General features: G+C 71.9%; 22 protein-coding genes. 10 read left to right on the top strand and 12 right to left on the bottom strand.

Features of this window, described 5'->3' with window-relative positions; translation table 11 throughout:
* Window positions 1-6: 6 nt before the first annotated feature.
* Entirely contained in the window at window positions 7-1,515 is a 1,509-nt protein-coding gene (locus tag N542_RS0105425; protein ID WP_028643048.1) for an acyl-CoA synthetase, read from the top strand.
* A gap of 25 nt (window positions 1,516-1,540) precedes the next feature.
* Here N542_RS0105425 and N542_RS23560 read toward each other — a convergent pair whose 3' ends face one another.
* From N542_RS23560 to N542_RS0105410, 3 genes are read right to left on the bottom strand one after another with little or no spacing between them, the layout of a single operon-like run.
* Window positions 1,541-2,431, bottom strand: coding sequence for a phosphatase PAP2 family protein (locus N542_RS23560; protein ID WP_081795033.1), 891 nt, complete (start codon window positions 2,429-2,431; stop codon window positions 1,541-1,543).
* Entirely contained in the window at window positions 2,428-3,843 is a 1,416-nt protein-coding gene (locus tag N542_RS0105415) for a hypothetical protein (RefSeq protein WP_036506531.1), read from the bottom strand. Before N542_RS0105415 ends, N542_RS23560 begins: the two co-directional genes overlap by 4 nt.
* Entirely contained in the window at window positions 3,840-4,193 is a 354-nt protein-coding gene (locus tag N542_RS0105410; RefSeq protein WP_231482461.1) for a YidH family protein, read from the bottom strand. Before N542_RS0105410 ends, N542_RS0105415 begins: the two co-directional genes overlap by 4 nt.
* 43 nt (window positions 4,194-4,236) lie before the next feature.
* Here N542_RS0105410 and N542_RS0105405 point away from each other — a divergent pair, with 43 nt between their 5' ends.
* Window positions 4,237-5,046 (top strand): thioesterase family protein, encoded by an 810-nt coding sequence (locus tag N542_RS0105405; RefSeq protein WP_028643045.1) that lies wholly within the window; start codon window positions 4,237-4,239, stop codon window positions 5,044-5,046.
* Window positions 5,047-5,248: 202 nt separating this feature from the next.
* Here N542_RS0105405 and N542_RS26435 read toward each other — a convergent pair whose 3' ends face one another.
* Both N542_RS26435 and N542_RS28020 read right to left on the bottom strand, forming a co-directional pair.
* Window positions 5,249-6,400 (bottom strand): HNH endonuclease signature motif containing protein, encoded by a 1,152-nt coding sequence (locus N542_RS26435; RefSeq protein WP_231482458.1) that lies wholly within the window; start codon window positions 6,398-6,400, stop codon window positions 5,249-5,251.
* Between the two features lie 1,342 nt (window positions 6,401-7,742).
* Window positions 7,743-8,669, bottom strand: coding sequence for a hypothetical protein (locus tag N542_RS28020; RefSeq protein ID WP_028643043.1), 927 nt, complete (start codon window positions 8,667-8,669; stop codon window positions 7,743-7,745).
* Between the two features lie 24 nt (window positions 8,670-8,693).
* On the opposite strand from N542_RS28020, the gene N542_RS28015 reads away from it, so the two are divergent.
* The 5 genes from N542_RS28015 to N542_RS23550 are packed head-to-tail and all read left to right on the top strand — an operon-like array spanning window position 8,694 to window position 12,443.
* On the top strand, window positions 8,694-9,089 hold the full coding sequence (locus N542_RS28015) for a (deoxy)nucleoside triphosphate pyrophosphohydrolase (RefSeq protein ID WP_028643042.1): 396 nt from the start codon (window positions 8,694-8,696) through the stop codon (window positions 9,087-9,089).
* Between the two features lie 4 nt (window positions 9,090-9,093).
* On the top strand, window positions 9,094-9,384 hold the full coding sequence (locus N542_RS0105385; RefSeq protein WP_028643041.1) for a hypothetical protein: 291 nt from the start codon (window positions 9,094-9,096) through the stop codon (window positions 9,382-9,384).
* Window positions 9,385-9,437: 53 nt separating this feature from the next.
* On the top strand, window positions 9,438-10,346 hold the full coding sequence (gene mshB / locus N542_RS0105380; RefSeq protein ID WP_028643040.1) for an N-acetyl-1-D-myo-inositol-2-amino-2-deoxy-alpha-D-glucopyranoside deacetylase: 909 nt from the start codon (window positions 9,438-9,440) through the stop codon (window positions 10,344-10,346).
* A gap of 6 nt (window positions 10,347-10,352) precedes the next feature.
* Window positions 10,353-10,688, top strand: coding sequence for a DUF6113 family protein (locus N542_RS0105375; protein ID WP_028643039.1), 336 nt, complete (start codon window positions 10,353-10,355; stop codon window positions 10,686-10,688).
* A gap of 9 nt (window positions 10,689-10,697) precedes the next feature.
* Window positions 10,698-12,443 carry a VanW family protein gene (locus N542_RS23550; RefSeq protein WP_051551422.1) on the top strand — a complete coding sequence of 582 codons (1,746 nt, stop codon included), beginning with the start codon at window positions 10,698-10,700 and terminating at the stop codon, window positions 12,441-12,443.
* A gap of 113 nt (window positions 12,444-12,556) precedes the next feature.
* Here the strand turns inward: N542_RS23550 and N542_RS0105365 are convergent, their stop codons facing one another.
* A complete protein-coding gene (locus tag N542_RS0105365) occupies window positions 12,557-13,777 on the bottom strand; it encodes an AGE family epimerase/isomerase (protein ID WP_028643038.1) in 1,221 nt (406 codons plus the stop codon).
* 65 nt (window positions 13,778-13,842) lie between these two features.
* A complete protein-coding gene (locus N542_RS23545) occupies window positions 13,843-14,799 on the bottom strand; it encodes a GNAT family N-acetyltransferase (RefSeq protein WP_197025866.1) in 957 nt (318 codons plus the stop codon).
* Between the two features lie 57 nt (window positions 14,800-14,856).
* Here N542_RS23545 and fdxA point away from each other — a divergent pair, with 57 nt between their 5' ends.
* A complete protein-coding gene (fdxA, locus tag N542_RS0105355; protein WP_028643037.1) occupies window positions 14,857-15,183 on the top strand; it encodes a ferredoxin in 327 nt (108 codons plus the stop codon).
* Window positions 15,183-16,304, top strand: coding sequence for a succinyldiaminopimelate transaminase (dapC, locus tag N542_RS0105350; RefSeq protein WP_036506833.1), 1,122 nt, complete (start codon window positions 15,183-15,185; stop codon window positions 16,302-16,304). Before fdxA ends, dapC begins: the two co-directional genes overlap by 1 nt.
* Here dapC and N542_RS0105345 read toward each other — a convergent pair.
* From N542_RS0105345 to N542_RS0105330, 4 genes are all read right to left on the bottom strand, one after another.
* Window positions 16,301-16,483 carry a DUF5999 family protein gene (locus tag N542_RS0105345; protein ID WP_028643035.1) on the bottom strand — a complete coding sequence of 61 codons (183 nt, stop codon included), beginning with the start codon at window positions 16,481-16,483 and terminating at the stop codon, window positions 16,301-16,303. The two genes, dapC and N542_RS0105345, sit on opposite strands and share 4 nt — an antisense overlap.
* Window positions 16,484-16,621: 138 nt before the next feature.
* On the bottom strand, window positions 16,622-17,584 hold the full coding sequence (locus tag N542_RS23540) for a hypothetical protein (RefSeq protein ID WP_036506527.1): 963 nt from the start codon (window positions 17,582-17,584) through the stop codon (window positions 16,622-16,624).
* Between the two features lie 40 nt (window positions 17,585-17,624).
* Complete coding sequence (dapD, locus tag N542_RS0105335) at window positions 17,625-18,584, bottom strand: 2,3,4,5-tetrahydropyridine-2,6-dicarboxylate N-succinyltransferase (protein ID WP_028643034.1); 960 nt, start codon at window positions 18,582-18,584, stop codon at window positions 17,625-17,627.
* Window positions 18,585-18,616: 32 nt separating this feature from the next.
* Window positions 18,617-19,108 carry a DinB family protein gene (locus tag N542_RS0105330; RefSeq protein WP_028643033.1) on the bottom strand — a complete coding sequence of 164 codons (492 nt, stop codon included), beginning with the start codon at window positions 19,106-19,108 and terminating at the stop codon, window positions 18,617-18,619.
* 258 nt (window positions 19,109-19,366) lie between these two features.
* Here N542_RS0105330 and ileS point away from each other — a divergent pair, with 258 nt between their 5' ends.
* Window positions 19,367-22,567 (top strand): isoleucine--tRNA ligase, encoded by a 3,201-nt coding sequence (gene ileS, locus N542_RS0105325; RefSeq protein WP_028643032.1) that lies wholly within the window; start codon window positions 19,367-19,369, stop codon window positions 22,565-22,567.
* A 48-nt stretch (window positions 22,568-22,615) separates the two neighbouring features.
* Here ileS and N542_RS0105320 read toward each other — a convergent pair whose 3' ends face one another.
* Window positions 22,616-23,464: an LLM class F420-dependent oxidoreductase gene (locus N542_RS0105320; protein WP_028643031.1), complete on the bottom strand. Its 849-nt coding sequence runs from the start codon at window positions 23,462-23,464 to the stop codon at window positions 22,616-22,618.
* Between the last annotated feature and the right edge of the window lie 44 nt (window positions 23,465-23,508).

Genomic DNA, 23,508 nt, shown 5'->3' with positions numbered 1-23,508 from the left:
CGGTTCATGTATCCGGGCACCTGGGCCGCGAAGAACCCCGACAAGCCCGCGCTGGTGATGGCCGGCTCCGGGCGCATCCTCACCTACGGACAGCTCGACGAGCGCAGCCTGCGCCTGGCGCACGTGCTCCAGGACGCGGGCCTCGGCGTGGGCGACGTGGTCGCGCTGCTGTCGGACAACCGGCCCGAGACGTACGAGGCGTACTGGGCCGCGCTGCGCTCGGGGCTCTACATCACGGCCGTCAACCACAACCTCTCGGCCGAGGAGGTGTCCTACATCGTGCGCGACTGCGGGGCGCAGGCCCTGCTCGTCTCCCCGGCCAAGGCCGAGCTGGCGCAGCAGCTCGATGTCCAGGTGGGGACGGTCCTCGTCTTCGACGGGGACTACGAGGCCGCGCTCGCCGCGGCGAGCGCCGAGCCGCTGGCCCAGCAGCCGCACGGCGACGACCTGCTCTACTCCTCGGGCACGACCGGACGGCCCAAGGGCATCAAGCCACCGCTGCCCGCGATCGCGGTCGACGAGCCCGGCTACGTCTACCCGACGGTCTTCGGCGCCCTCTACGGCTTCGACGAGGACACCGTCTACCTCTCGCCGGCCCCGGTCTACCACGCGGCACCGCTCCGCTTCGGCGGCGTGATCCACACCCTCGGCGGCACGCTGGTGATGATGGAGAGGTTCGACCCGGAGGCGGCGCTGGGCGCGATCGAGCGGCACCGGGTGACCCACACGCAGATGGTGCCGACGATGTTCGTCCGGATGCTCAAGCTCCCCGAGGACGTCCGGACGTCGTACGACGTGAGCTCGCTGCGGGTGGTCGTGCACGCTGCGGCTCCGTGCCCGGTGGACGTCAAGCGCCGGATGATCGAGTGGCTCGGCCCGATCGTCCACGAGTACTACGCGTCGACCGAGTCCAACGGCGCCACCTTCATCGACTCGCAGGCCTGGCTGGAGAAGCCCGGCTCGGTCGGCACGGCGCTGATGGGCATCATCCGGATCTGCGGAGACGACGGCACCCTGCTCGGCCCGGGCGAGGTCGGCACGGTCTACTTCGAGCGCGAGCAGCGGACCTTCAGCTATCACAACGACCCGGAGCGGACGGCGTCCACCGAGCACCCCGACCACCCGAGCTGGACGACGGTCGGGGACCTCGGCTACCTCGACGAGGACGGCTACCTGTTCCTCACCGATCGCTTGGCCTTCATGATCATCTCGGGCGGGGTGAACATCTACCCGCAGGAGATCGAGGACCTGTTCAGCCTGCACCCGGCGGTCACCGACATCGCCGTCATCGGCGTACCCGACGAGGAGATGGGCGAGCGGGTGGTGGCCTTCGTGGAGGTGGCCCCGGGCGCGGTGGCCGGCGACGAGCTGGCGGCCGAGCTGACGGCGTACGCCCGCGAGCGCATCGCCCACTTCAAGGTGCCCCGGGAGTTCCACTTCCGCGACGAGCTGCCGCGGACGCCGACCGGCAAGATGGTCAAGGGCAAGCTGCGCGACGAGTACCCCGCGACCTGACGGGTCGCTCGCGCGCGACGAGCCGCTAGGCGGCCCTCTTCCGCTCCCACCGGCCGACACCGAGCATCACCAGTCCGGCGAGCGCGCACCCGCAGATCGCGTCGATCACGTAGTGCTCGGCGAAGTAGGTCAGGGCCAGCGCCATCGCCACGGGGTAGAGCAGCAGCAGCCAGCGGTACGGCGTACGCAGCCTGCTGATCAGGTAGAGCGCCACCAGGCAGGCGATGCCGCAGTGCAGCGAGGGCATCGCGGCCACCTTGTTGCCCATGCCGAACATGATCATCGTCTGTCGGTGCAGGTCGATCCCGTGCCACTCGAGCCCGGACCAGCCTCGGCGGGTGATCCGGTGCACCTCGGGGAGGTAGCCGTCGCGTGCGGCCATCCACGGCGGCGCCATCGGGTAGATGACGTAGATCGCGAGCCCGGCGAAGAGCAGGGTGATGTAGCGCCGCAGCCAGCGCACCCACTCGACGCGGTTGCGCAGCCACAGCACCCCGGCCAGCGTCAGCGCCACGAGGAAGTGCGACGCGTAGACCGTCGTGAGCAGCACGTCGTACCAGCGTGGTGGCAGGGTCCGGACGCACGGGTCGCCGCACCAGGCGTCCTGCAGCCGGACCGTCGGGGCGATGCCGCCGCCGAGCCACTCGTCGAAGCGGACCGGCATCAAGTAGTGCGGCGCGATCCCGATCTCGTCGGCGAGCCCGCGGCCGAGCCAGTAGACGACCATCAGCAGCAGCGGCTTCCACCAGTCGCGCCAGAACTCCCAGATGTCGCGGGGCTCGGCCTCGACCTGCCAGGCGATGGTCCCCAGCCAGATCCAGAGCACCACGCCGGCCGGGTCGTTGGGGATGCCCACGAGGAGGCACCACGCGAGGAGCAGGGCGGCGTACGCCGTCATCGCGGTCGTGCGGGTCACCGGGCGTCCTCGCGGTAGATGGTCCAGTCGCCGGCGGTCGTAGCGCGGTCGTAGTACTCGGCCAGCACCCGGTCGGCCGACGATGCGTCGATGCCCCAGGAGCGGAGCGACGTGCCGGCGACCACGACCCAGGTCGGCCGGTCGGCGCTCGCCAGCAGGACCGAGAGCTGCCGGAGCTCCGGGTCGTGCACCCGCACCGGCAGGCTCCAGAGGTCGGGGTAGGGGCTGCGCAGCCCGGCCGCCTGGAGGATGTTCGGGGCGCCGAACGCGATCACCGCCGTGTCGCCGGATCGCGTGTGCTGGTCGAGCCAGGCGACGGCGGGGTGCTCGGGTCGCTGGATCGGCTGCACGGCCACGTAGACGAGCGCGGAGACGGTCGAGATCGCCATCACGCCGTACGCCGCGCCCAGGACGCGCCGCCCGGGGAGAGCCCGCTGGCAGGCGGCGGCGGTGAGCAGCACGAGACCGGGCACGAGGCCCATCAGGTAGTGCAGCCAGTAGCTGCCGCCCAGCAGCACCGCCACCAGCTCCCACGCGAGGGTCGCGAGGGCTGGCCAGCGCAGGTCGGGCACGCCGGGCGTCGCCCGCGACGGCAGACGACGGGCGAGCACGACCATGAGCAGCGGGGCGCCGGTGGCGAGCAGCGCGAACAGCATCCCGAGCAGGCGCTGCTGGGTGGTGTCGGTGGCGGAGGTGGCGATCACCGAGGCCGCCTGCTGACGGAAGACGACCACCGCGTCCCACAGCTCACCCGGGTCGGTGCCGCGGTGGGATGACAGCCAGACGGCGAGCGCCACGGTCGTCACGGCGCCGACCGCGATCCCGAGCGCCGGACGTACCCGCCGGCTCACCAGGAGCAGGACGGCGCTGAAGACGAAGACGTCGAGCAGGCTCTGCTTCACGAGTGCCCCGCCGGCACCGGACGCACCGGCGAGCGCTGCCCACCACCACGCGGCGCGCGGGGAGTCGGCGCGGGCGGCGAGCAGCGCCGAGACCAGGCCGCCCAGCAGGAACGGCAGCCCGAGCAGCTCGCCGTTCACGACCGTCCCGCCGAAGAGCGGTGTCGTGGCCAGCAGGGCGGCGGTCGCCGCGGTCAGCACCGGTGCCACCGGGCGGTCGGGCGCAGCCAACCGGCCGAGCAGGCCGCTGAGCAGCACCGTGACGATGACGGCCACGATGCCGAGGGCACGGAACGCCCAGTCGCCGCCGGCGGCGTCCGCGAGGGCGGCCAGCGCGATCAGCCCCGGTGGCCGGTCGACGAAGTAGTCGCCGTACAGCGAGGTGCCGGGCGCCCACTGCTCGGCGAGCAGCAGCAGCCCGCCCTCGTCGGGGCTCAGGGCCCTGCCGGCGAAGGGCACCAGGCAGATCCCAGCTACCGCGGCCAGCAGGCCGACCTGTGACCGTGGGGTCACGCGAACGAGAAGGCCAGCAGGACCGCACCGACGATGACCGCGCCGGTGAGCAGGAATCCGAGGTTGAACGCCGGGAGCGGGGTCTGCAGGCGCATCGCCCGCTCCACGCGCGCCCACCGGACCATGGCGAAGACCGTGAAGACAGCGCCGGAGAGCACCAGGGTGATCGCCAGGATGTTGCGGACCCAGGTGGTGCCCGGCAGTCCGAGGGCGTGCAGGGCGACACCGCCGGCCAGCATCGCCAACGCCGTCCGCACCCACGCCAGGAAGGTGCGCTCGTTGGCGAGGGTGTAGCGCGGGTCGGGCTCCTGCCCCGCGTCGTAGACCCAGTGCGGTCGGCGTTCGGTCATGGCACCCATCCTTCCGCATGTCACCCCGTCTAGGCTCGCGGGCGTGACGTACGAGTTCGACCACCACACCGCCGTCCACCCGAACGGCGACGGATCCTTCGCCGCCGAGCTCGACCGGGGGTGGGTCGTCGGCGGTGGCGTCAACGGCGGCTACCTGCTGTCGCTGATCGGTACGGCGCTGCGCGCGACCTTCCCGACGAAGCCCGATCCGCTCGCCGTCTCGGCGTACTACCTCTCCGCCGGCACTCCCGGCCCCGCCGAGATCGCCGTCGACGTGCGCCGTGAGGGCGGCAGCGTCGCCACCGCGTCCGTCGAGCTCCGGCAGGGTGGCGAGACCCGGATCGCGGCCCTCGCGACGTACGGCGACCTCGACCGGCTGGGCGACGACGTACGCACGACCGCGGAGGAGCCGGTGCTCCCACCGCCGGACGAGTGCGTCGCCAACACCCTGTCCCCGCAGGAGATCCTCGAGATGGCTCCGATGATGGGCCGCTTCGACATGCGCTTCCACCCCGACCACGTGGGCTGGGTCGTCGGGCAGCCCAGCGGCCGCGGCGAGATCGCCGCCTGGTTCCGGCTGGTCGACGGACGGGAGCCCGACCCCGTCTCGCTGCTGATGGTCGTCGACGCCCTGCCGCCGGTGACCTTCGACCTGGGGCTGATGGGCTGGGCGCCCACGCTGGAGCTGACCGCCCACATCCGCGCGAAGCCCGCTCCGGGCTGGCTCAAGGTCCGGCACGCCACCCGCAACGTGGCCGGTGGGATGTTCGAGGAGGACTGCGAGGTCTGGGACTCCACCGGCCGCCTGGTCGCCCAGAGCCGCCAGCTCGCGCGGCAGCCGCGCCCCGCCTGAGAGCTGGTCTGGACATTCGGGCAGCACCGAGCGACCCGTCCCGAGGCCGGGACGGGGCCACCCGGGCAACCCCTGCCGATGTGGTCGAACCACTGTTTACGGATCACGGTCGCCACACAGGGTCAGCACCTGCCGTGGCCCGTCCGCCCCAGGGGTGAGGCGAGACCCTCATCGTAGGGAGCGCAGACTGCGGCGTCATCCGCTATTGGCGTCGGGTGAAGGTGACCTTGCCGTCGGGCTGCTTCTGCATGTCGTACGTCGGGTCGTGTGCTCGGGCGTGGTGTCTTGGGCAGAGGAGTCCGGCGTTGACGAGGTCAGAAGGTCCGCCGTCGGTCCATCTCTGCCAGTGGTGGGCGTGGCACATCCAGGGTGGCCAGTCGCAGCCGTCAGCCACACAGCCACCGTCGCGGAGGGACAGGGCGGTGAGCTGCGCCTTGGTGAAGAACCGTCTGGATCGGCCGACGTCGAGGACCTCCGAGTCGGCGCCGAGGACGACGGGGATGATCTTGGCGGTGCACGCGAGCCTTCTGGCTGCGGCTGGGCTGATGCGCTCGCCGGTGTCGACGACCCCGGCCTTCTCGAGCTTGGCGAGGAGGGTGTCGTGGTCGATGGTGACCACGATCGTCGCGTCCCTGCCTCCTACCTGCGGGAGGTCCTTCGCGCTGATGCGGTCGATGAGCTCGCAGAAGGCCGTGCCCATCCGCTCCGGACCCGGCCGCCTCTCCATCCCGGGCCCGTGGGTGGCGGCGAGGTGCTTGGGTGCGGCGAGGCCGAGGAGCATCTTCTTCAGTTCTGCTCCCTGCAACGCGGGGAGGGTGAAGCGTCCGTGGACCTTCCCGTGCCCGTCGTCGCTCATCGTGAGCCGACACGCCTGGGCAGCCTTGGCTTCTTCACGTTCGAGGAGGTCGGACTCGTGCTGGTCGGCGAGGTCCGGGGCGATGACCTCCAGCAGCCGGCGCCCGAGGATGGTGAGGCGTTTCGCGTCGTGCTCCTCCGCGGCGGTGACCAAATGCTCCTCGGCCTTGATCAGCAGCTCCGGGTCCAGACCGGCCGGGAGCGCCCTGATCGACCGGATGATCACGTCGGCCTGCTCCAGGCGGAGGTTCCCGCGGGCGAGCGCTGTCCGGACCAGTTCGTAGGTGGCCAGGTCATGGCCGAGGTGGACCGTGCGCGCCGCTGCCGGACGAGTCTGCCTGGTCTGGTGCGCCAGCCAGTTCGCCGTGCTCGTGGCGCCGACATCGGTGCCGACCTGGACCTCGTCGGCGTGCGTGGCGACGCGGGTCTTGAGCTCCACAACCTGGGCCTCCAGGCGCGTGAGCTCGACCAGCGTGGAGGCGGCTTCGGAAGCGCTCATCGACCACACCGACGCATTCACCAGGGCGTCGGCAACAGCACGCATTTGCGCGGTCGCCAATGCCACCTGGTGGTGGGGTGTGGTCATCGTGGTCATGGTTCTAGCCAAGCACTGACCACCGACAGTCAGAGGCTCAGAACCCCTGTTTTCACAGGGTTCTGGGTCACGAAGAGGTCACGATCCGAGGGGTTCATCCACACCCGGATCGAGTGCCTGTGGAGGGGCATCCATCAGCGTTCGGACCACGCGAACGACGTGTCTCTGGGTGGTGGTTTCGAGGCTCGGGCCTGGCGGCCCTCGCACCTCAACCACCGGTAGGCCAGCGGGCGACCCCAACCACTGCGCGCCGTATCGCGTAATCGCCCTTTCGGCGGTCGACCCGTGCGGACCCGAAGGTCACGCTCATTGCCCTGCGTTCGCTGCGGGGGTTTCGAGGCTCGGGCCTGGCGGCCCTCGCACCTCAACCACCGGTAGGCCAGCGGGCGACCCCAACCACTGCGCGCCGTATCGCGTAATCGCCCTTTCGGCGGTCGACCCGTGCGGACCCGAAGGTCACGCTCATTGCCCTGCGTTCGCTGCGGGGGTTTCGAGGCTCGGGCCTGGCGGCCCTCGCACCTCAACCACCGGGACCCTCAGCCAGACCGGCGGCCCCAACCACCGCTCGCGGTACCCGCGTATCAAGCCTGTCGGCGGCCGACCCGAGCGGACCCGAAGGTCACGCTCATTGCCCTGCGTTCGCTGCGGGGGTTTCGAGGCTCGGGCCTGGCGGCCCTCGCACCTCAATCACCGGTAAGCCGGCAGCGGCCGCAGGCCCGTGCGCGCCGTACCCGCGTCGCTGCCTGTCGGCGGATGACCCGAGCGGACCCGCGAGCCGTGCTCATCGCCCTGGGTTCGCTGCCGGGGTTTCGAGGCTCGGGCCTGGCGGCCCTCACGCCTCAACCACCGGGGACCCGGGAGGCGACCGCAGCCACTGCTCGCCGTACCCGCGTATCCAGCCTGTCGGCGGCCGAGCCCAGCCGACCCGAAGGTCACGCTCATTGCCCTGCCTACGCTGCGGGGGTTTCGAGGCTCGGGCCTGGCGGCCCTCACGCCTCAACCACCGGGGACCCGGGAGGCGACCGCAGCCACTGCTCGCCGTACCCGCGTATCCAGCCTGTCGGCGGCCGAGCCCAGCCGACCCGAAGGTCACGCTCATTGCCCTGCCTACGCTGCGGGGGTTTCGAGGCTCGGGCCTGGCGGCCCTCGCACCTCAACCACCGGATGGCCGCGACCCACTGGGCGCCTCGCACCTCAACCACCGGTTGCCCTCGCACCTCGACCACCGGGCAGTGCTCACACGGCGTCAGTCGAAGGAGGATCGCCGCATCGCGATGACCCAGCGGCGGCGGGGGTGCTCGGTGACGGTCCACAGCCAGTCGCCGTGCTCGTCGTACGCCAGGTCCTCGGGTCCCATCGGCGCTGCCCAGCGGTGCTCGTGGAGGTCGGGGGAGTCCCCGGCCCAGACCGACCCCAGCCCCCACGGCCCGTGGGATGCCGTCAGGTAGAGCCGGCCGTCGACGCGCGCGACGCCCTGGGCGCGCACGACGCCGTGGTCGGTGACGACCGGGACGACCTGGTCCTCACCGTCGGTGACCGGCAGCAGCGTCTCGGGGTCGAGCGCCACCCGGGCGAGTCGGCGCGACTGCTTCCGGCCGCCGTACTCGCCGGCGACGAGCTCCTCCCCGTCGATCGTCAGGAAGGAGAACCGCACGTCGTCGTCGCGCCGCTCCGGCGCGGAGTGCCGGAAGCGCACCGGCAGCAGGTAGTCGTCCGCCACGCGCACGACGTCGTCGACGTGGCAGCTCCAGAAGCCGCCGCGGGTGGCGGCGAGGTGGAGCCACGGACCGTGCCAGGCGATGCCGCCGGCATGGATCTGGAGCGGCACGTGGTTGCCGTCGCGGTCCGGACGCACCAGCGTCACGTGCCGGTAGCGCCGCGCGTCGAGGTCCAGGAGGCTGAGCCGCGAGCCGCCGCTCGCGGCATACCAGCTGACCGCCAGCACCCGCTCCGGGCCCGGCGACGGGGAGATGCCCTGCGGCCACCACGCGGGGTCGCGGCGGTCCGCCGCCGACCAGGTCCACGCGCGTCGTACGGCGAGGCCGGGCGCCCAGGTCCGCCGCAGCCGACGGTCGAGGTCACCCAGCACGGTCGGGAGTCCGACCCGACCTCCGGCACGCTGCGCGAGCGCGTCGATCTCCGGGCTGAGGTCCCGACTCCTCCGCAGGTGCACGGTGCCGACGGTAGCGTCGGCACCGTGACAGGGACCCGGCAAGCGGTGGTGGGCGCCGCCATCGTCCGGGACGGCCGGGTGCTGGCGGCGCGTCGCACGACGCCGCCGGAGGCTGCGGGGCGCTGGGAGTTCCCGGGCGGCAAGGTCGAGCAGGGAGAGACCCCTGAGGCGGCGCTGGCGCGCGAGATCGACGAGGAGCTCGGCTGCGCCGTCGAGGTCACCGGCTGGCTGCCCGGCGAGGTGCCGATCGGCGAGCGGCACCTGCTGAGCGTCGCCGTCGCCGAGCTCACCGCCGGCGACCCGGACCCGCGTGAGCACGACGAGATCCGCTGGCTGACGGTGACCGAGCTCGACGACGTCGACTGGCTCGACCCGGACCGGCCCTTCCTCGCGCACCTGCGCACCCACTTGGGAGGATGACCAGGTGCGGGGCATCTTCTTCGACGAGGACGACGCGGCGACGGTCGTCGGCCGGCTGCGGTCGTCGGGGTACGACGCCCGGGTGGAGCGGGAGCGCCTCGCCGGCGAGGACGACGACGAGGACCACCCGTGGGCCGTGCTGACCGACGCGCCGGAGCTCGTGCTGGAGCTGCTCGTCGACGAGTACGACGGCTGGCTCGACGTCGCCGACGGCTCGGTCGTCGAGCCGGTCGAGGTCCCACCCCTCGAGCTGCCGACCGGCCCGCGGAAGATCAAGCGCCCCTCCGGTGGTTGAGGGGTGTGGCGTCCCGGCGTCGGGCCGTTGCCACCTCTCCCTAGGATCACCCCATGTCTTCTGACCAGCGCCTCCTCCTCGTCCACGCGCACCCCGACGACGAGTGCATCGGCAACGGCGCCACGATGGCCAAGTACGTCGCCGACGGGCGCGGCGTCACGCTGGTGACCTGCACGGCGGGCGAGATGGGCGAGATCCTGGTCCCCGAGCTCGAGCACCTCGCCGCCGACAAGGAGGACCGCCTCGGCGAGCACCGCAAGGGCGAGATCGCCGACGCCATGAAGGTCCTCGGGGTGACCGACCACCGCTGGCTCGGCGGCTTCGAGCGGTTCCGGGACTCCGGGATGAAGTGGCACGAGGACGGCTACGCGATCCCCGCCGACGACATCCACGACAACGCGTTCTGGCACGCCGACCTGACGGTCGCCGCCGACTACCTGGTCGAGATCATCCGCGAAGTCCGCCCGCAGGTGCTGGCGACGTACGACCCGTTCGGCGGCTACGGCCACCCGGACCACATCCAGGCCCACCGCGTCGCGATGTACGCCGCGCAGCTGGCCGCCGTGCCGTCGTACCGGCGCGACCTGGGCGAGCCGTGGGACATCGCCAAGATCTACTGGAACGCGATGTCCGAGAGCCGGATGCGGGCCGGGCTCAGGTCCCTGCGCGATGCCGGCGACTCGACGAGCTTCGAGGGCATGGACCCCGACGGTCCGCTGCCGCCGTTCGTGACCGCCGACGAAAACCTGTCGGCCGCCATCGACGCCCAGGACCACGTCGAGCAGAAGCTGGACGCCCTGCGCGCCTACCCCACCCAGGTCACCACCGACGGGCCGTTCTTCGCGCTGTCCAACAACGTCGGCACGACGGCCTGGGGCATCGAGTACTACCGGATCGTCAAGGGCACCCGCGGCGAGCTGGGCGAGGACGGGCTCGAGACCGACCTGTTCTCCGGCGTCTGATCCGGGGTGAGGCTGCTCGCGGCCCTCGGGCTGTTGCTCGCGGGCGCGGTCACCGCGGTCGCGACGGTCGCGGTCCACGAGCTGGTCTGGGGCTTCGTGCTCGCCGTGGCGGCGACCTCGATGACGGTCCTCGCACTGCCGCCGGGCTGGTGGTCCCGGCTCGCGTTCGTCGTCGGCTGGGTCGCGATGGTCGGCTGGCTGACGGTCCCACGGCCCGAGGGCGACTACCTGGTCAGCCAGGACTGGCAGGGGTACGCCGTGCTCGGGCTCGGCATGGTGCTGCTGGTCGTGGGACTCGCCACGCTGCCCCGCCCGCGCGGTCCGGCGACCGGCGCTCCCTAGGATGACCGGGTGACGAAGCGACCCAGTGACCGCGAGTCCGCCGGCGGCAAGGTCGTGGTCCTGCTGATCGGCGGCCTGCTGCTGCTCGCTGGAGGGGCGTACGCCGCGGCGTACGTCGCGGCCGGTGACAAGGTGCCGCGCGGCACCACGGTCGCCGGCGTCGCGATCGGGGGGAAGACCCCCGCGCAGGCCGAGGAGGCGCTCCGCTCGGGTCTCGAGGGCCGGGTCGACCGCCCGATCCCGGCGAGCGTGGACGGCAAGACCGTGAGCGTGACCCCCAGCGACGCCGGCCTGGCGGTCGACTTCGACGCCACCGTCGCGGAGGCCGGCGGGGAGCGCAGCTGGTCGCCGGCGCGGCTCTGGGACTACTGGACCGGCGGCGACCGGCAGGATCCCGTCGTCACCGTCGACGAGGCGTCGTTCACGGCCGCGCTCGACGAGCTGACCACGAGCGCCGGCACCGCCCCCACCGACGGCGCCGTCGCCTTCAAGGAGGGTCGGGTCGTCACGACCGACCCGGCGCCCGGCAAGGGACTGGACCCCGCCGAGGCGAAGGCCGCGCTGCTCGACGCCTACCTCTCCGAGGACGACACGGTCGCGGAGCTCGAGACCACGGCGGTCCAGCCCGAGATCGACGACGCCGACGTGCAGAAGGCCCTCGACACCTTCGCCAACCCGGCGCTCTCGGGTCCGGTGACGCTCGTCTTCGGCGACTCGCCGGTGGAGCTCGCCCCGGCCGACTTCGCGGCCGCCCTGGGCATGAAGGCCACGGGCGGCACGCTCGTGCCCGACCTCGACACCAACAAGCTCACCGCGCTGGTCGACTCGGAGGTCAGCGAGGACGACAAGCCGGTCGACGCCACGGTCAGGCTCGTCAACGGCAAGCCCCGGGTGGTCCCCGCGAAGCCCGGCGTCACCTACGACCCCGCCGACGTCAGCGACGCCTTCCTCAAGCTCGTGACGCAGCCCGACGGCAAGCGGAGGATGAAGGTCGAGGCGACCGTCGCCGAGCCCGAGTTCACCACCGCCGACGCGAAGGCCCTCAAGATCGACGAGAAGGTCTCGACCTTCACGACCTACTACCCCTACGCCGAGTACCGCAACATCAACATCGGCCGGGCCGCGGAGCTCGTGGACGGCACGATCCTCAAGCCCGGCGACACCTTCTCGCTCAACGACATCGTGGGCGAGCGCACCCGCGAGAACGGCTTCACCGAGGGCTTCATCATCAGCAACGGCCTCTTCAAGGAGGACCTCGGCGGCGGCGTGTCCCAGATGGCGACGACGACCTTCAACGCGATGTACTTCGCCGGCCTCGAGGACGTGGAGCACAAGCCCCACTCGGTCTACATCGACCGCTACCCGGAGGGCCGCGAGGCCACCGTGGCCTGGGGATCGGTCGACCTGCGGTTCAAGAACGACACGCCGTACGGCGTGCTGGTCCACGCCCACGTGACGCCCAGCGACGGCTCGGCCAAGGGCGTCGTCACGGTGTCGATGTGGTCCACCAAGACGTGGGACATCACGAGCAAGACCTCCGACCGCTACAACTTCCGGTCCCCGAAGACCCAGACCCTCACCACGGCCGACTGCCTCCCGGCCGTCGGGTACGACGGCTTCGACGTCGACGTGACCCGCTACTTCCACAAGCCCGACGTGAGCGCGACCGTGAAGAGCGAGAAGTTCCACACCAGCTACATCGCCTCCGACAACGTCAAGTGCGAGAAGCCCAAGCAGAAGTCCCCCACCGGCTGACGCTCCGACACGCTGGTTGAGGTGCGAGGCGCGCGAGGGGCGAGCCGACACGCTGGTTGAGGTGCGAGGCGCGCGGGCGGCGGGCCGACACGGTGGTTGAGGTGCGAGGCGCGCTAGCGCCGAGCCTCGAAACCACCGCGGCCGTCGGCGAGCGCACGGGCGAAGGCCGGCGAGACCGGGAGCCGCGGCGCCAGGGTGGCCTGGAACGCGTGGTAGACGTCGGGCTTGCCCGCCCAGGTGCCGGCCGTCGGCCGGTTGTGCGGGTCGAGCTCGTGGTGCCACGAGCCCCGCTCGTGGTCGATGAGGTGCTGCTCGGCGTACCGCCACCAGACCTCCTCGCAGACGGCGTACACCGGGTCGTGGGTCACCTGTGACAGCGTCGCCGCCGCGGCGAGCGCCTCGGTGGCCACCCAGTGCATCCGCTGCCGTACGACGGGCGTCCCGTCCCAGTCGACCGTGTAGACGAAACCCGCGGCGCCGTCGACCGCCCAGCCCTCGCGCACGCCCGCGTCGAAGAGCGCCTGAGCGTCGTCGAGCAGCCAGTCCGGGGCCTCGGCCCCGAGCGCCTCACGCAGCCCGAGCGCCAGCCGGCTCCACTCGAACCAGTGGCCGACGGTGGCGCCGTACGGGCGGAAGGGGTGGGCCGGCTCGGCCCGGTTGTAGTCGAGCCGCGGGCGCCAGCGGGCGTCGAAGTGCTCCGGGATCCGCCAGTGGTTGTCCCGCGCGAAGCCGTGCACGACCGTCGTGACGATCCGCCGCGCTCGCTCGCGCCACCGTGCGTCGCCGGTGACGTCCGCCGCAGCCAGCAGTGCCTCGACCGTGTGCATGTTGGCGTTGACGCCGCGGTAGTCGTCGAGCGTGGACCAGGACTCGTCCCACTGCTCGACGGCCATCCCCGCGCCCTCGTCCCAGAAGTGCCGGTCGAAGACGTCGAGCGCCTCGGTCAGCAGCTCCGCCGCGCCCGGGCGCCCCGCGGCGGTCGCCGACGAGGCGGCCAGCACCACGAAGGCGTGCTCGTACGCCGTCTTGTCCCGCGTGACGGGACCGTCCGCCGCCACCGCGGCGTACCAGCCGCCGTGCTCCGCGTCGCGCAGCCGGCCGGTCAGTGCGGCGATCCCGTGGTCGACGAGCGCGGCGGCGTCCGGGCGCCCCATGAGGTGCGCGAGCGCGAAGACGTGCGTCATCCGGCAGGAGATCCACAGCTCGACCGGCCGGTCCAGCAGCGGTCGACCGTCGTCGTCGAGCCAGGCGAAGCCGCCGTCGGGATGGGCCGCAGCCCGGGCGAACTCCAGCAGCCGGTCGCCCTCGGCCTCGAGCCACGTCGGTTCGGTCATGGGAGGAGCCTAGGAGGGTCCGGGCCGGCCCGACGACTGGTGAGGTTCGGGCGCGTCCTCGGCCGTCAGTCGGACCTGCTGGCCCGGCCGGGTGTCAGGTAGCGGTAGGCGTGGTGGGTGGTGAACCCCAGTCGCTCGTAGAGCGCCAGCGCCGCCGTGTTGTCGCCGATCACCTGGAGGTACGCCGTCGTCGCGCCACGCTCGGCGCCCCACTCGAGCAGCGCCGCCATCACGGTCAGCCCCAGACCCCGGCGGCGGTGCTCCGGAGCGACCTCGATGCCGCGGAACCCCACCCAGTCCTCGCCGTACGCCGCCACGCCGCTCGCCCACTCACCGAGCCGCACCGTGACCAGGTCGCCGACCTCGTCGTACGTCGTCTCCGGCGGTGGCGGTGCGAGCGCGGCGGGCCCCGGGTCCACCGCGCGCCGCAGCGAGCGCAGCGCCTGCGCCACCGGCGCGATCTGGAAGAGCGTGTCCGCGTCGTGGCTCTCCAGGACCCAGCCCAGCCCTCGGAAGAGCTCGTCCTCGGCGGAGTCCGGCAGCACGGCGGCGATCGGCCGCCCGGTGCGCGCCTCGTAGAAGTCGACGACGCGGGCGACGTCGTCCACCACGCCCGAGGGCGCCACGGCCAGCACGGAGTTGGCGCGGCGGGCCGTCGAGGTGGGGGAGTGCCGCAGCGTCCAGTCGCCGAGCGGCTCGGTCGACAGGTCCGGCCAGAGCGCGAGCGCGCGCCGCTGGGCCAGCTGCGGCGTGGCGCGGTGCCGCGGCGAGGGGCGAGGCGGAACCGGCTTGCCGGAGACGATGTCGGCGACCGGGATCGCGACCGCCGGACCCGTCTCGGGCTGGACGACGCAGGTCCCGTCGGCCCACGACAGGCAGGTGCCCAGGAGATCGGTGAGTGCCGGCCCCCCGCTGGGACCGGTCTCGCCGCGGAGCACCCGGCGGACCACGACGCGCTGCCCGACCACGTGCGGACCAAGCATGTGCTCGGTCACATCGTGAGGCGGGTCTGCGGACGGCACGGTCGGGATACTAGGCTGTGTCCGAACGACTCCCAGTCTTGCCCTCAGGAGGCACCGGTGACCTACGTCATCTCCCAGCCGTGCGTCGACCTCAAGGACCGCGCGTGTGTTGACGAGTGTCCGGTCGACTGCATCTACGAGGGCAAGCGGATGCTCTACATCCACCCCGACGAGTGCGTCGACTGCGGCGCCTGCGAGCCGGTCTGCCCGGTCGAGGCGATCTTCTACGAGGACGACGTCCCCGAGGAGTCCAAGAGCTACTACGAGGCCAACGTCCACTTCTTCGACGACCTCGGCTCGCCGGGCGGCGCCGCCAAGATGGGCGAGATCGACCACGACCACCCGCTGATCGCCGCGCTGCCGCCGCAGGCCCAGGAGCACTGATCAGCCGGCTCCACCCGGTCTCCGCGCGTCTCCCGGACTTCCCCTGGGACGCTCTCGTCGAGCACGCCGAGCGGGCGCGGTCGCACCCCGACGGGATCGTCGACCTGTCGATCGGCACGCCGGTCGACCCGACGCCCGCCGTCGTGCAGGACGCGCTGCGCGCCGCGGCCGACTCGCCGGGGTACCCGCTGACGATCGGCACCGCTGCCACGCGGCAGGCCTGTGTCGACTGGCTGGCCCGGCGCCACGGCGTCACCGGCCTCGGCCTCGACGGCGTGCTCCCGCTCATCGGCTCCAAGGAGCTGGTCGCGGCCCTGCCCAGCCAGCTCGGCATCGGCCCGGGCGACCTGGTCGCGTGGCCCGAGCTCGCCTACCCGACGTACGAGGTCGGCGCGGCGCTGGCCGGCGCCCGCGGCGTCGCCACCGACTCGCTGACGGCGCTCGGTCCCGAGACGCCCGCGCTGCTCTGGATCAACTCACCGTCCAACCCGACCGGCCGGGTGCTGCCCCCCGAGCACCTCAAGAAGGTCGTCGACTGGTGCCGCGAGCGCGGCACCGTCCTGGTCTCCGACGAGTGCTACCTGGAGTGCGCCTGGGAGGCGACGCCGATGTCGGTGCTGCACCCCGACATCAGCGGCGGCTCGCACGAGGGCATCCTCGCCGTCCACTCGCTCTCGAAGCGCTCCAACCTCGCCGGCTACCGCTGCGCCTTCGTCGCCGGCGACCCGGCGCTGGTCGGCGAGCTGCTCGCCGTGCGCAAGAACCTCGGGCTGATCATGCCCGGGCCGCAGCAGGTCGCGATGGCGGCGGCGCTCGACGACGACGAGCACGTCGTCGAGCAGCACGCGCGGTACGCCGCCCGGCGGGCCCGGCTCCGCGAGGCGCTCGAGACGGCCGGCTTCACGATCGAGCACTCCGAGGCGTCGCTCTACCTGTGGTCCCGGCGTGCTTCGGAGGCCGGCGGTGACGACTGCTGGGAGACCGTGTCCTGGCTGGCCGATCGCGGCATCCTGGTCGCGCCGGGGGCGTTCTACGGCGCCGCGGGCTCGCGGCACGTGCGGGTGGCGTTCACGGCCACCGACGAGCGCGTCGACGCTGCGGTGGCCCGTCTCGTCGGCTAGCTCGCCAGCGTGATCGGGGCGTCGTGCCCGTCCGGCGTCAGGTAGTGGCCGTCGTCGAAGAGGATGACGCCGTTGCACAGCCGGCACCAGCCCTGGTCGCCGTTGTGGTCGGCGACCACCTGGGCCGTGCAGCAGTCAGCGGACGCGAGGTCGGGGCAGGTGGGTGAGTGAGTGCACATCTCGTCTCCAGGGGGCGCGTGGTCAACGTCTCCATCGGCAGGACGTCGGTGGGGCCTGAGTGGTTCCGGAGGTCGTTCCGGCCGCTCCCTCCCAGCATGCGCCGCGCATCGCGTCGGCGCAGCCGTTCTCCACAGTCGTCAGGAGTACACGTCGACGTGCACGTGGTCGCGGTGCTCGAGGATCGCGCGGTCACCGGAGCTCTCGGGCGGGTCGTAGTCGCGCCAGCCGCGCCCCGACTTGCGGCCCGCGGTCCAGATCCGGTCGTCGAAGATCACGGTCTTGATGTCCAGCCGGTCGGCCTGGGCGACCAGGTAGTGCGCGATCGCCCACCCCCGGATCTTGTTGGCCCGGCTGATCGGTCGCACGAAGATGTCCACCGCGCGGCCGTCGTAGTGGGCCGATCCCCGCATGTGGCCGCTGCGGACGCCCCCGGGCGCGAACCCGCCGAGGGGCGGGTCGCCGAAGACGCTGTCGACCTCGCGGCGCACGACGTCGGCGCGCGGGGTCAGCCCGGACCTCTTCAGCCTGGTCGTCGCCGCGTCGGGGGTGCCGCCGAGGCGACAGCTGAAGGCGTGCGGCGAGTTGCCGGACAGCGCGGACGCCAGCACGCGGGCATCCGCCTCGTGGTCGGCGTACGCCTCGGGGAAGCCGGAGCGCTGCACGCGCTGGGCGGCCACCGTGACCCGCATGCCCTCGTAGCCGTCGAGCCTCGCGAGCGCGTCGTAGAAGGCGTTCGTCGCGTAGTACGGGTCGAGGATGTCGTCCTCGGAGCCCCAGCCCTGCGACGGGCGCTGCTGGAAGAGACCGAGCGAGTCGCGGTCGCCGGACTCCAGGTTGTAGAGCTTGGACTCCTGGTACGCCGTCGCGAGGGCGATCGTGGCCGCGCGGGCGGGCATGCCCCGGTTGATCGCCACGGCGGTGATCAGCGCGGCGTTCTCGGCCTGCTCCACGTCGAGCGAGACGGTGCGCCCGTCGACGGTCGCGGTGCACCCGTCGGGTCGCAGGATCGGCGCGACCTGGCGCAGCAGGCCGTAGCCGACAGCGGCGGCGACGCCCACACTGGCGAGGCCGACCAGGGCCACGCCCGTGCGGAGCTTCATGGAGACAGTGTGCGGACGCGACCCAAGGCCACCGCGATCCTCAGTTGGCGTGCAGGTCGGCGTTGAGCTCGATGCCGGTGCTCTTCCACGGCACCGCCTCGATCGCGCCCGAGACCGAGTTGCGTCGGAAGAGCACGTTGCTCGCGCCGGAGAGCTCCACGGCCTTGATGACCTTGGTGCGGCTGTGCGCCAGGTCCGGGTCCGCGACGGTGACCTTGGTGCCGGCGGTGACGTAGCACCCGGCCTCGACGACGCAGTCGTCGCCGAGCGAGATGCCGATGCCGGCGTTGGCGCCCAGCAGGCAGCGCTCGCCGATCGAGACGACCTGCTTGCCGCCGCCGGAGAGGGTGCCCATGATCGAGGAGCCGCCGCCGATGTCGGAGCCGTCGCCGACCACGACGCCGGCCGAGATCCTTCCCTCGACCATGCTCGCGCCCAGCGTGCCCGCGTTGTAGTTGACGAAGCCCTCGTGCATCACCGTGGTGCCCTCGGCCAGGTGTGCCCCGAGCCGGACCCGGTCGGCGTCGGCGACGCGGACCCCGGTGGGCAGCACGTAGTCGACCATGCGGGGGAACTTGTCGACGCCGAAGACCGTGATGTGCCGCCCGCCGGCGCGCAGCCGGAGCCGGGTGGCCTCGAAGCCCTGGACCGCGCACGCGCCGGCGCTGGTCCACACGACGTTGGTGAGGAGCCCGAAGATGCCGTCGAGGCTGATCGAGTGCGGGACCACCAGCCGGCTCGACAGCAGGTGCAGGCGCAGCCAGACGTCCTCGGTCGAGGTCGGCGCGGCCTGGAGGTCGGCGACCTCGACCAGGCGGACCTCGGTGTGCACCCCACGGTCGGTGTCGGCACCCGCGAGCGGACCGAGCTCGGCCGGCGCCGTCGTACCCTCCGGCTGCTCGCCCAGCGCCGGCGACGGGAACCACACGTCGAGGACATTGCCGTCGGAGTCGATGGTGGCCAGGCCGAAGCCCCAGGCAGTCGTCGGTGTCGCGCTCACAGGCGCAGAGCCTAGTCGGCGCCGTACGCCGCTCAGCCGGTGCGCCCGTCGATGCACTCCCGGAGCAGGTCGGCGTGGCCGCAGTGGCGCGCGTACTCCTCGATCAGGTGCACCACGACCTCGCGCATCTCGATCGGGCCGTCGTCGTGCGAGCCCAGGTAGTCCATCGGGTGGGAGGCCTGGAACGCCCGGCCGTGCGCGACCTCCGCGCGCCAGGCCGCCCAGGCCTCGGCCACGACGTCGTCGTCGGCGACCGCGCCGTCGAAGTCGGCGTTGCGGTGCAGGTCCTTGCCCCACATCTTGGGCAGGTCGAGGTTGCGCCCCATCACGCGGCGCCACCACGAGAGCTCGACCGCTGCGAGGTGGCGGGCCAGGCCCAGCAGCGACAGCGTCGACGGCGGCACCGAGCGCCGCGCCAGCTGCTCGGCGTCGAGGCCCTCGCACTTGCGCTCGAAGGTCGTCCGGAAGTGGTCGAGGTACTCGCGCAGGACGGCTTCCTCGCCGCGCACGTCGTCATCGGTCATGCGCCCACCCGATCACCCGCGGGGCGCCGAAGCAATCCGATTGGCTCCGCACGACGCGCGCGCCGTACGCTGTGCGCACAGGCGTCCGAGCCGTCATCAGCGGCGAGCCTCCGGAAGAACAGCACGCGAGTGCCCAGTAGAACCGGACGGGTAGGCCCGTCACAGCCGTTTGAGTGGCCGTCCCCGGGCGGCAAGTGAGGTGGTACCGCGGCACACGTCGTCCTCACGTGACGACGACGCAGCGCAGGAGAGCCACCGATGACCTATCCGAAGGTCCCCACGTCCGACACGGGCAGTGTCCCGTCGAGCCCACGCTTCCCCGAGATCGAGGAGCGGGTGCTCGCGTACTGGGAGCAGGACGGCACCTTCCAGGCCAGCATCGACCAGCGCGACCCCGGCGAGGACGGCGCGAACGAGTTCGTCTTCTACGACGGCCCGCCCTTCGCCAACGGGCTGCCGCACTACGGCCACCTGCTGACCGGCTACGTCAAGGACCTGATCCCGCGCTACCAGACGATGCGCGGCAAGAAGGTCGAGCGGCGCTTCGGCTGGGACACCCACGGGCTGCCCGCCGAGCTCGAGGCGATGCGCCTCAACGGCATCAAGACCACCGACGAGATCGTCGAGATGGGCATCGACAAGTTCAACGAGGCCTGCCGCGCCTCGGTGATGAAGTACACCGGCGACTGGCGCGAGTACGTCACCCGGCAGGCCCGCTGGGTCGACTTCGACAACGACTACCGCACCATGAACCCCGACTACATGGAGTCGGTGATCTGGGCCTTCCAGCAGCTCTTCGACAAGGGGCTGATCTACGAGGGCTTCCGCGTGCTGCCCTACTGCTGGAACGACGAGACGCCGCTCTCCAACCACGAGCTGCGGATGGACGACGACGTCTACCAGATGCGCCAGGACCCCGCGGTCACCGTCGGGTACGACGTGACGACGGACGGCCCGTTCCAGGGCGCCAAGCTGCTCGTCTGGACGACGACGCCGTGGACGCTGCCGAGCAACCTCGCGGTGATGGTCGGCGAGGACATCGAGTACGTCGTGGTCTCGGTCGAAGGCGTGCGCTACATCCTGGCCGCAGCACGGGTCGCGTCGTACGCCCGCGAGCTGGGCGACGACCCGGAGGTGACCTGGCGTGGCACCGGTGCGGACCTGCTCGGGCTCACCTACACGCCCCCGTTCACCTACTACGCCGGCCACGACAACGCCTTCCGCGTGGTCCCGGCCGAGTTCGTCACGACCACGGACGGCACGGGCCTGGTGCACACCGCGGGCGCCTTCGGTGAGGACGACAAGATCGTCACCGACCGCGAGGGCATCGAGGCCGTGATGCCGGTCGGCAAGGACGGCAGGTTCACGTTCCCGGTCGTCGAGTACGAGGGCATGCTCGTCTTCGACGCCAACCTGCACGTGATCGACCACCTCAAGGCCGCGACCGCCGGCACGGGCGAGACCGGGGCGGTGTCGCCGGGCACGGTGCTGCTGCGCCGGGAGACCTACGACCACAGCTACCCGCACTGCTGGCGCTGCCGCGAGCCCCTGATCTACAAGGGCGTCTCGTCGTGGTTCGTCGAGGTGACCGCGATCAAGGCGCGGATGCTCGAGCTCAACCAGGAGATCAACTGGGTGCCGGACCACATCCAGGACGGCCAGTTCGGCCGCTGGCTGGAGAACGCCCGCGACTGGTCGATCACCCGCAACCGCTTCTGGGGCTCCCCGGTGCCGGTGTGGAAGAGCGACGACCCGACGTACCCGCGCATCGACGTCTACGGCTCCTTCGAGCAGATCGAGGCCGACTTCGGCCGGCTGCCGCGCAACCACCAGGGCGAGCCCGACCTGCACCGCCCCTACGTCGACGACCTGGTGCGCCCGAACCCCGACGACCCGACCGGCCGGTCGACGATGCGCCGCGTCGCCGACGTGCTGGACGTGTGGTTCGACTCTGGCTCGATGTCGTTCGCCCAGGTGCACGTGCCGTTCGAGAACGAGGAGTGGTTCCAGCACCACTTCCCGGCCGACTTCATCGTCGAGTACATCGGCCAGACCCGCGGCTGGTTCTACACGCTGCACATCCTGGCGACCGCGCTCTTCGACCGCCCGGCCTTCGAGAACTGCATCAGCCACGGCATCGTGCTGGGCTCCGACGGCAACAAGATGTCGAAGTCGCTGCGCAACTACCCCGACGTGCGGGAGGTCTTCGACCGCGACGGCGCCGACGCGATGCGCTGGTTCCTGATGTCGTCGCCGATCCTGCGCGGCGGCAACCTCGTCGTCACCGAGCAGGGCATCCGCGACTCGGTGCGGCAGGTGCTGATCCCGCTGTGGAACAGCTGGTACTTCTTCCAGCTCTACGCCAACGCCGCCCGGAGCGGGCAGGGGTACGACGCCTCGGTCTCGACCGCGTCGACGGACCCGCTCGACCGCTACCTGCTGGCCAAGTGCCGCGACTACGTCGAGGAGATGACCACGACGCTCGACGCGTACGCCGTCGCCGAGGCGTGCGACGCGACGCGGTCCTTCCTCGACGTGCTGACGAACTGGTACATCCGGCGCTCGCGCGACCGGTTCTGGGGCGACAGCCCGGCCGCCTTCGACACGCTCTACACCGTGCTCGAGGTCGTCTGCCGGACGACGGCGCCGCTGATGCCGCTGACGACCGAGGAGGTCTGGCGCGGGCTGACCGGCGCTCGCTCGGTGCACCTCGCCGACTGGCCGCTCGTCGACGAGCTGCCCGCCGACGACGCGCTGGTCGCGGCGATGGACCAGGTGCGCGAGGTCTGCTCGGCGGTGTCCGCGCTGCGCAAGGCCCGCAACCTGCGCAACCGGCTCCCGCTCGCCGCACTCACCGTCGTCGTGGCCGACCCGGCCGCGCTCGCCGGCTTCGAGGCGATCGTGCGCGACGAGGTCAACGTCAAGGACGTCCGGCTGCTCGCGGCCGACTCGGACGAGGCGGCGTCGTACGGCGTCGAGCAGAAGCTCACCGTCAACGCCCGCGCTGCGGGTCCGCGCCTCGGCAAGGATGTCCAGCTCGCGATCAAGGGCTCGAAGTCGGGCGACTGGTCGGTGGCCGAGGACGGCACGGTCACGTCCGGAGGCCTGGCGCTGGAGGAGGGGGAGTACGCCCTCGAGACCGTCGCCGGCTCCGCCGATGCCGACTCGGCGACCGGCGTGCTGCGCAGCGGCGGGTTCGTCGTCCTCGACACCGAGGTCACGCCCGAGCTGGCGGCCGAGGGTCTCGCCCGCGACCTGGTGCGCGCGGTCCAGCAGGCCCGACGCGACGCCGGCCTCGACGTCTCCGACCGGATCGCGCTGACCATCGCCGGGGGAGCGGACGTCCAGGCGGCGGCCCGCACCCACGAGCGGCTGATCGCCGCCGAGACCCTCGCCACGTCGTACGACGTCACGGCGGGGCCGGAGGGCGAGCCGACGCTGACCGTCACCAAGGCCTAGCTGGTTTCGAGGCTCAGGCGCCAGGGCGCCTTCGCACCTCAACCACCGTCAGCCGGAGATGCCCAGCCGGCCGGCGAGGCGGTCGAGGGAGCCGAGGACCTCGTCCTCGGACTTGTCCGGGACTCCCCAGATCAGCTCCGTGGCGCCGGCCTCGGCCCAGGCCATCAGGTCCTGCGGGTCGGGCTTGAAGGCGATCAGGATCCGGATGTCGGGCGCGCCGGAGCGTCCCGCGTCGGCCCAGGCCTTCTTCAGCGCCTCGATCTGGCCCGAGATGTCGGACTGGGTGGGCGTGGTCATCCAGCCGTCGGCGTTCGCCGCGATCCAGGCGAAGGTCTTCGGGCCGCCACCGGCGCCGATGATCAGCGGGATGTGGCTCGCCGGCTTCGGGAACGCCCACGAGGGACCGAACGAGACGAACTGCCCGTCGTACGACGCCTCCTCCTGCGTCCACAGCGAGCGCATCGCCTCGACGTACTCCTTGAGCACCGTGCGCCGCTTCGCGGCCGGCACCTGGTGGTCGGCGAGCTCGTCGGTGTTCCAGCCGAAGCCCGCGCCGATCTCGACCCGCCCGCCGGAGAGGTGGTCGAGGGTCGCGATCTGCTTGGCCAGCGTGATCGGGTCCGACTCGACCGGCAGCGCGACGGCCGTGGACAGCTTGATCCGCGACGTCACCTGCGCGGCCGTCGCCAGCGAGATCCAGGGGTCGAGGGTCCGCATGTAGCGGTCGTCGGGGAGCGTCTCGTCGCCGGTCCCGGGATGCGCGGCGGTGCGCTTGACCGGGATGTGCGTGTGCTCCGGCACGTAGAACGTGTCGAAGCCCCGCTCCTCGGCCGCCGCAGCGAGGGTGGCCGGCCGGATGCCGCGGTCGGAGGTGAAGAGGACGAGTCCGTTGCGCATGCGCCCACACTAGAACGTGTTCCACTTCTCTGGACAGCAGTCCA

The organism is Nocardioides sp. URHA0020 (assembly GCF_000620705.1).
Taxonomy (GTDB): domain Bacteria; phylum Actinomycetota; class Actinomycetes; order Propionibacteriales; family Nocardioidaceae; genus Nocardioides.
This window is presented reverse-complemented; position numbering and strand designations above follow the sequence as displayed.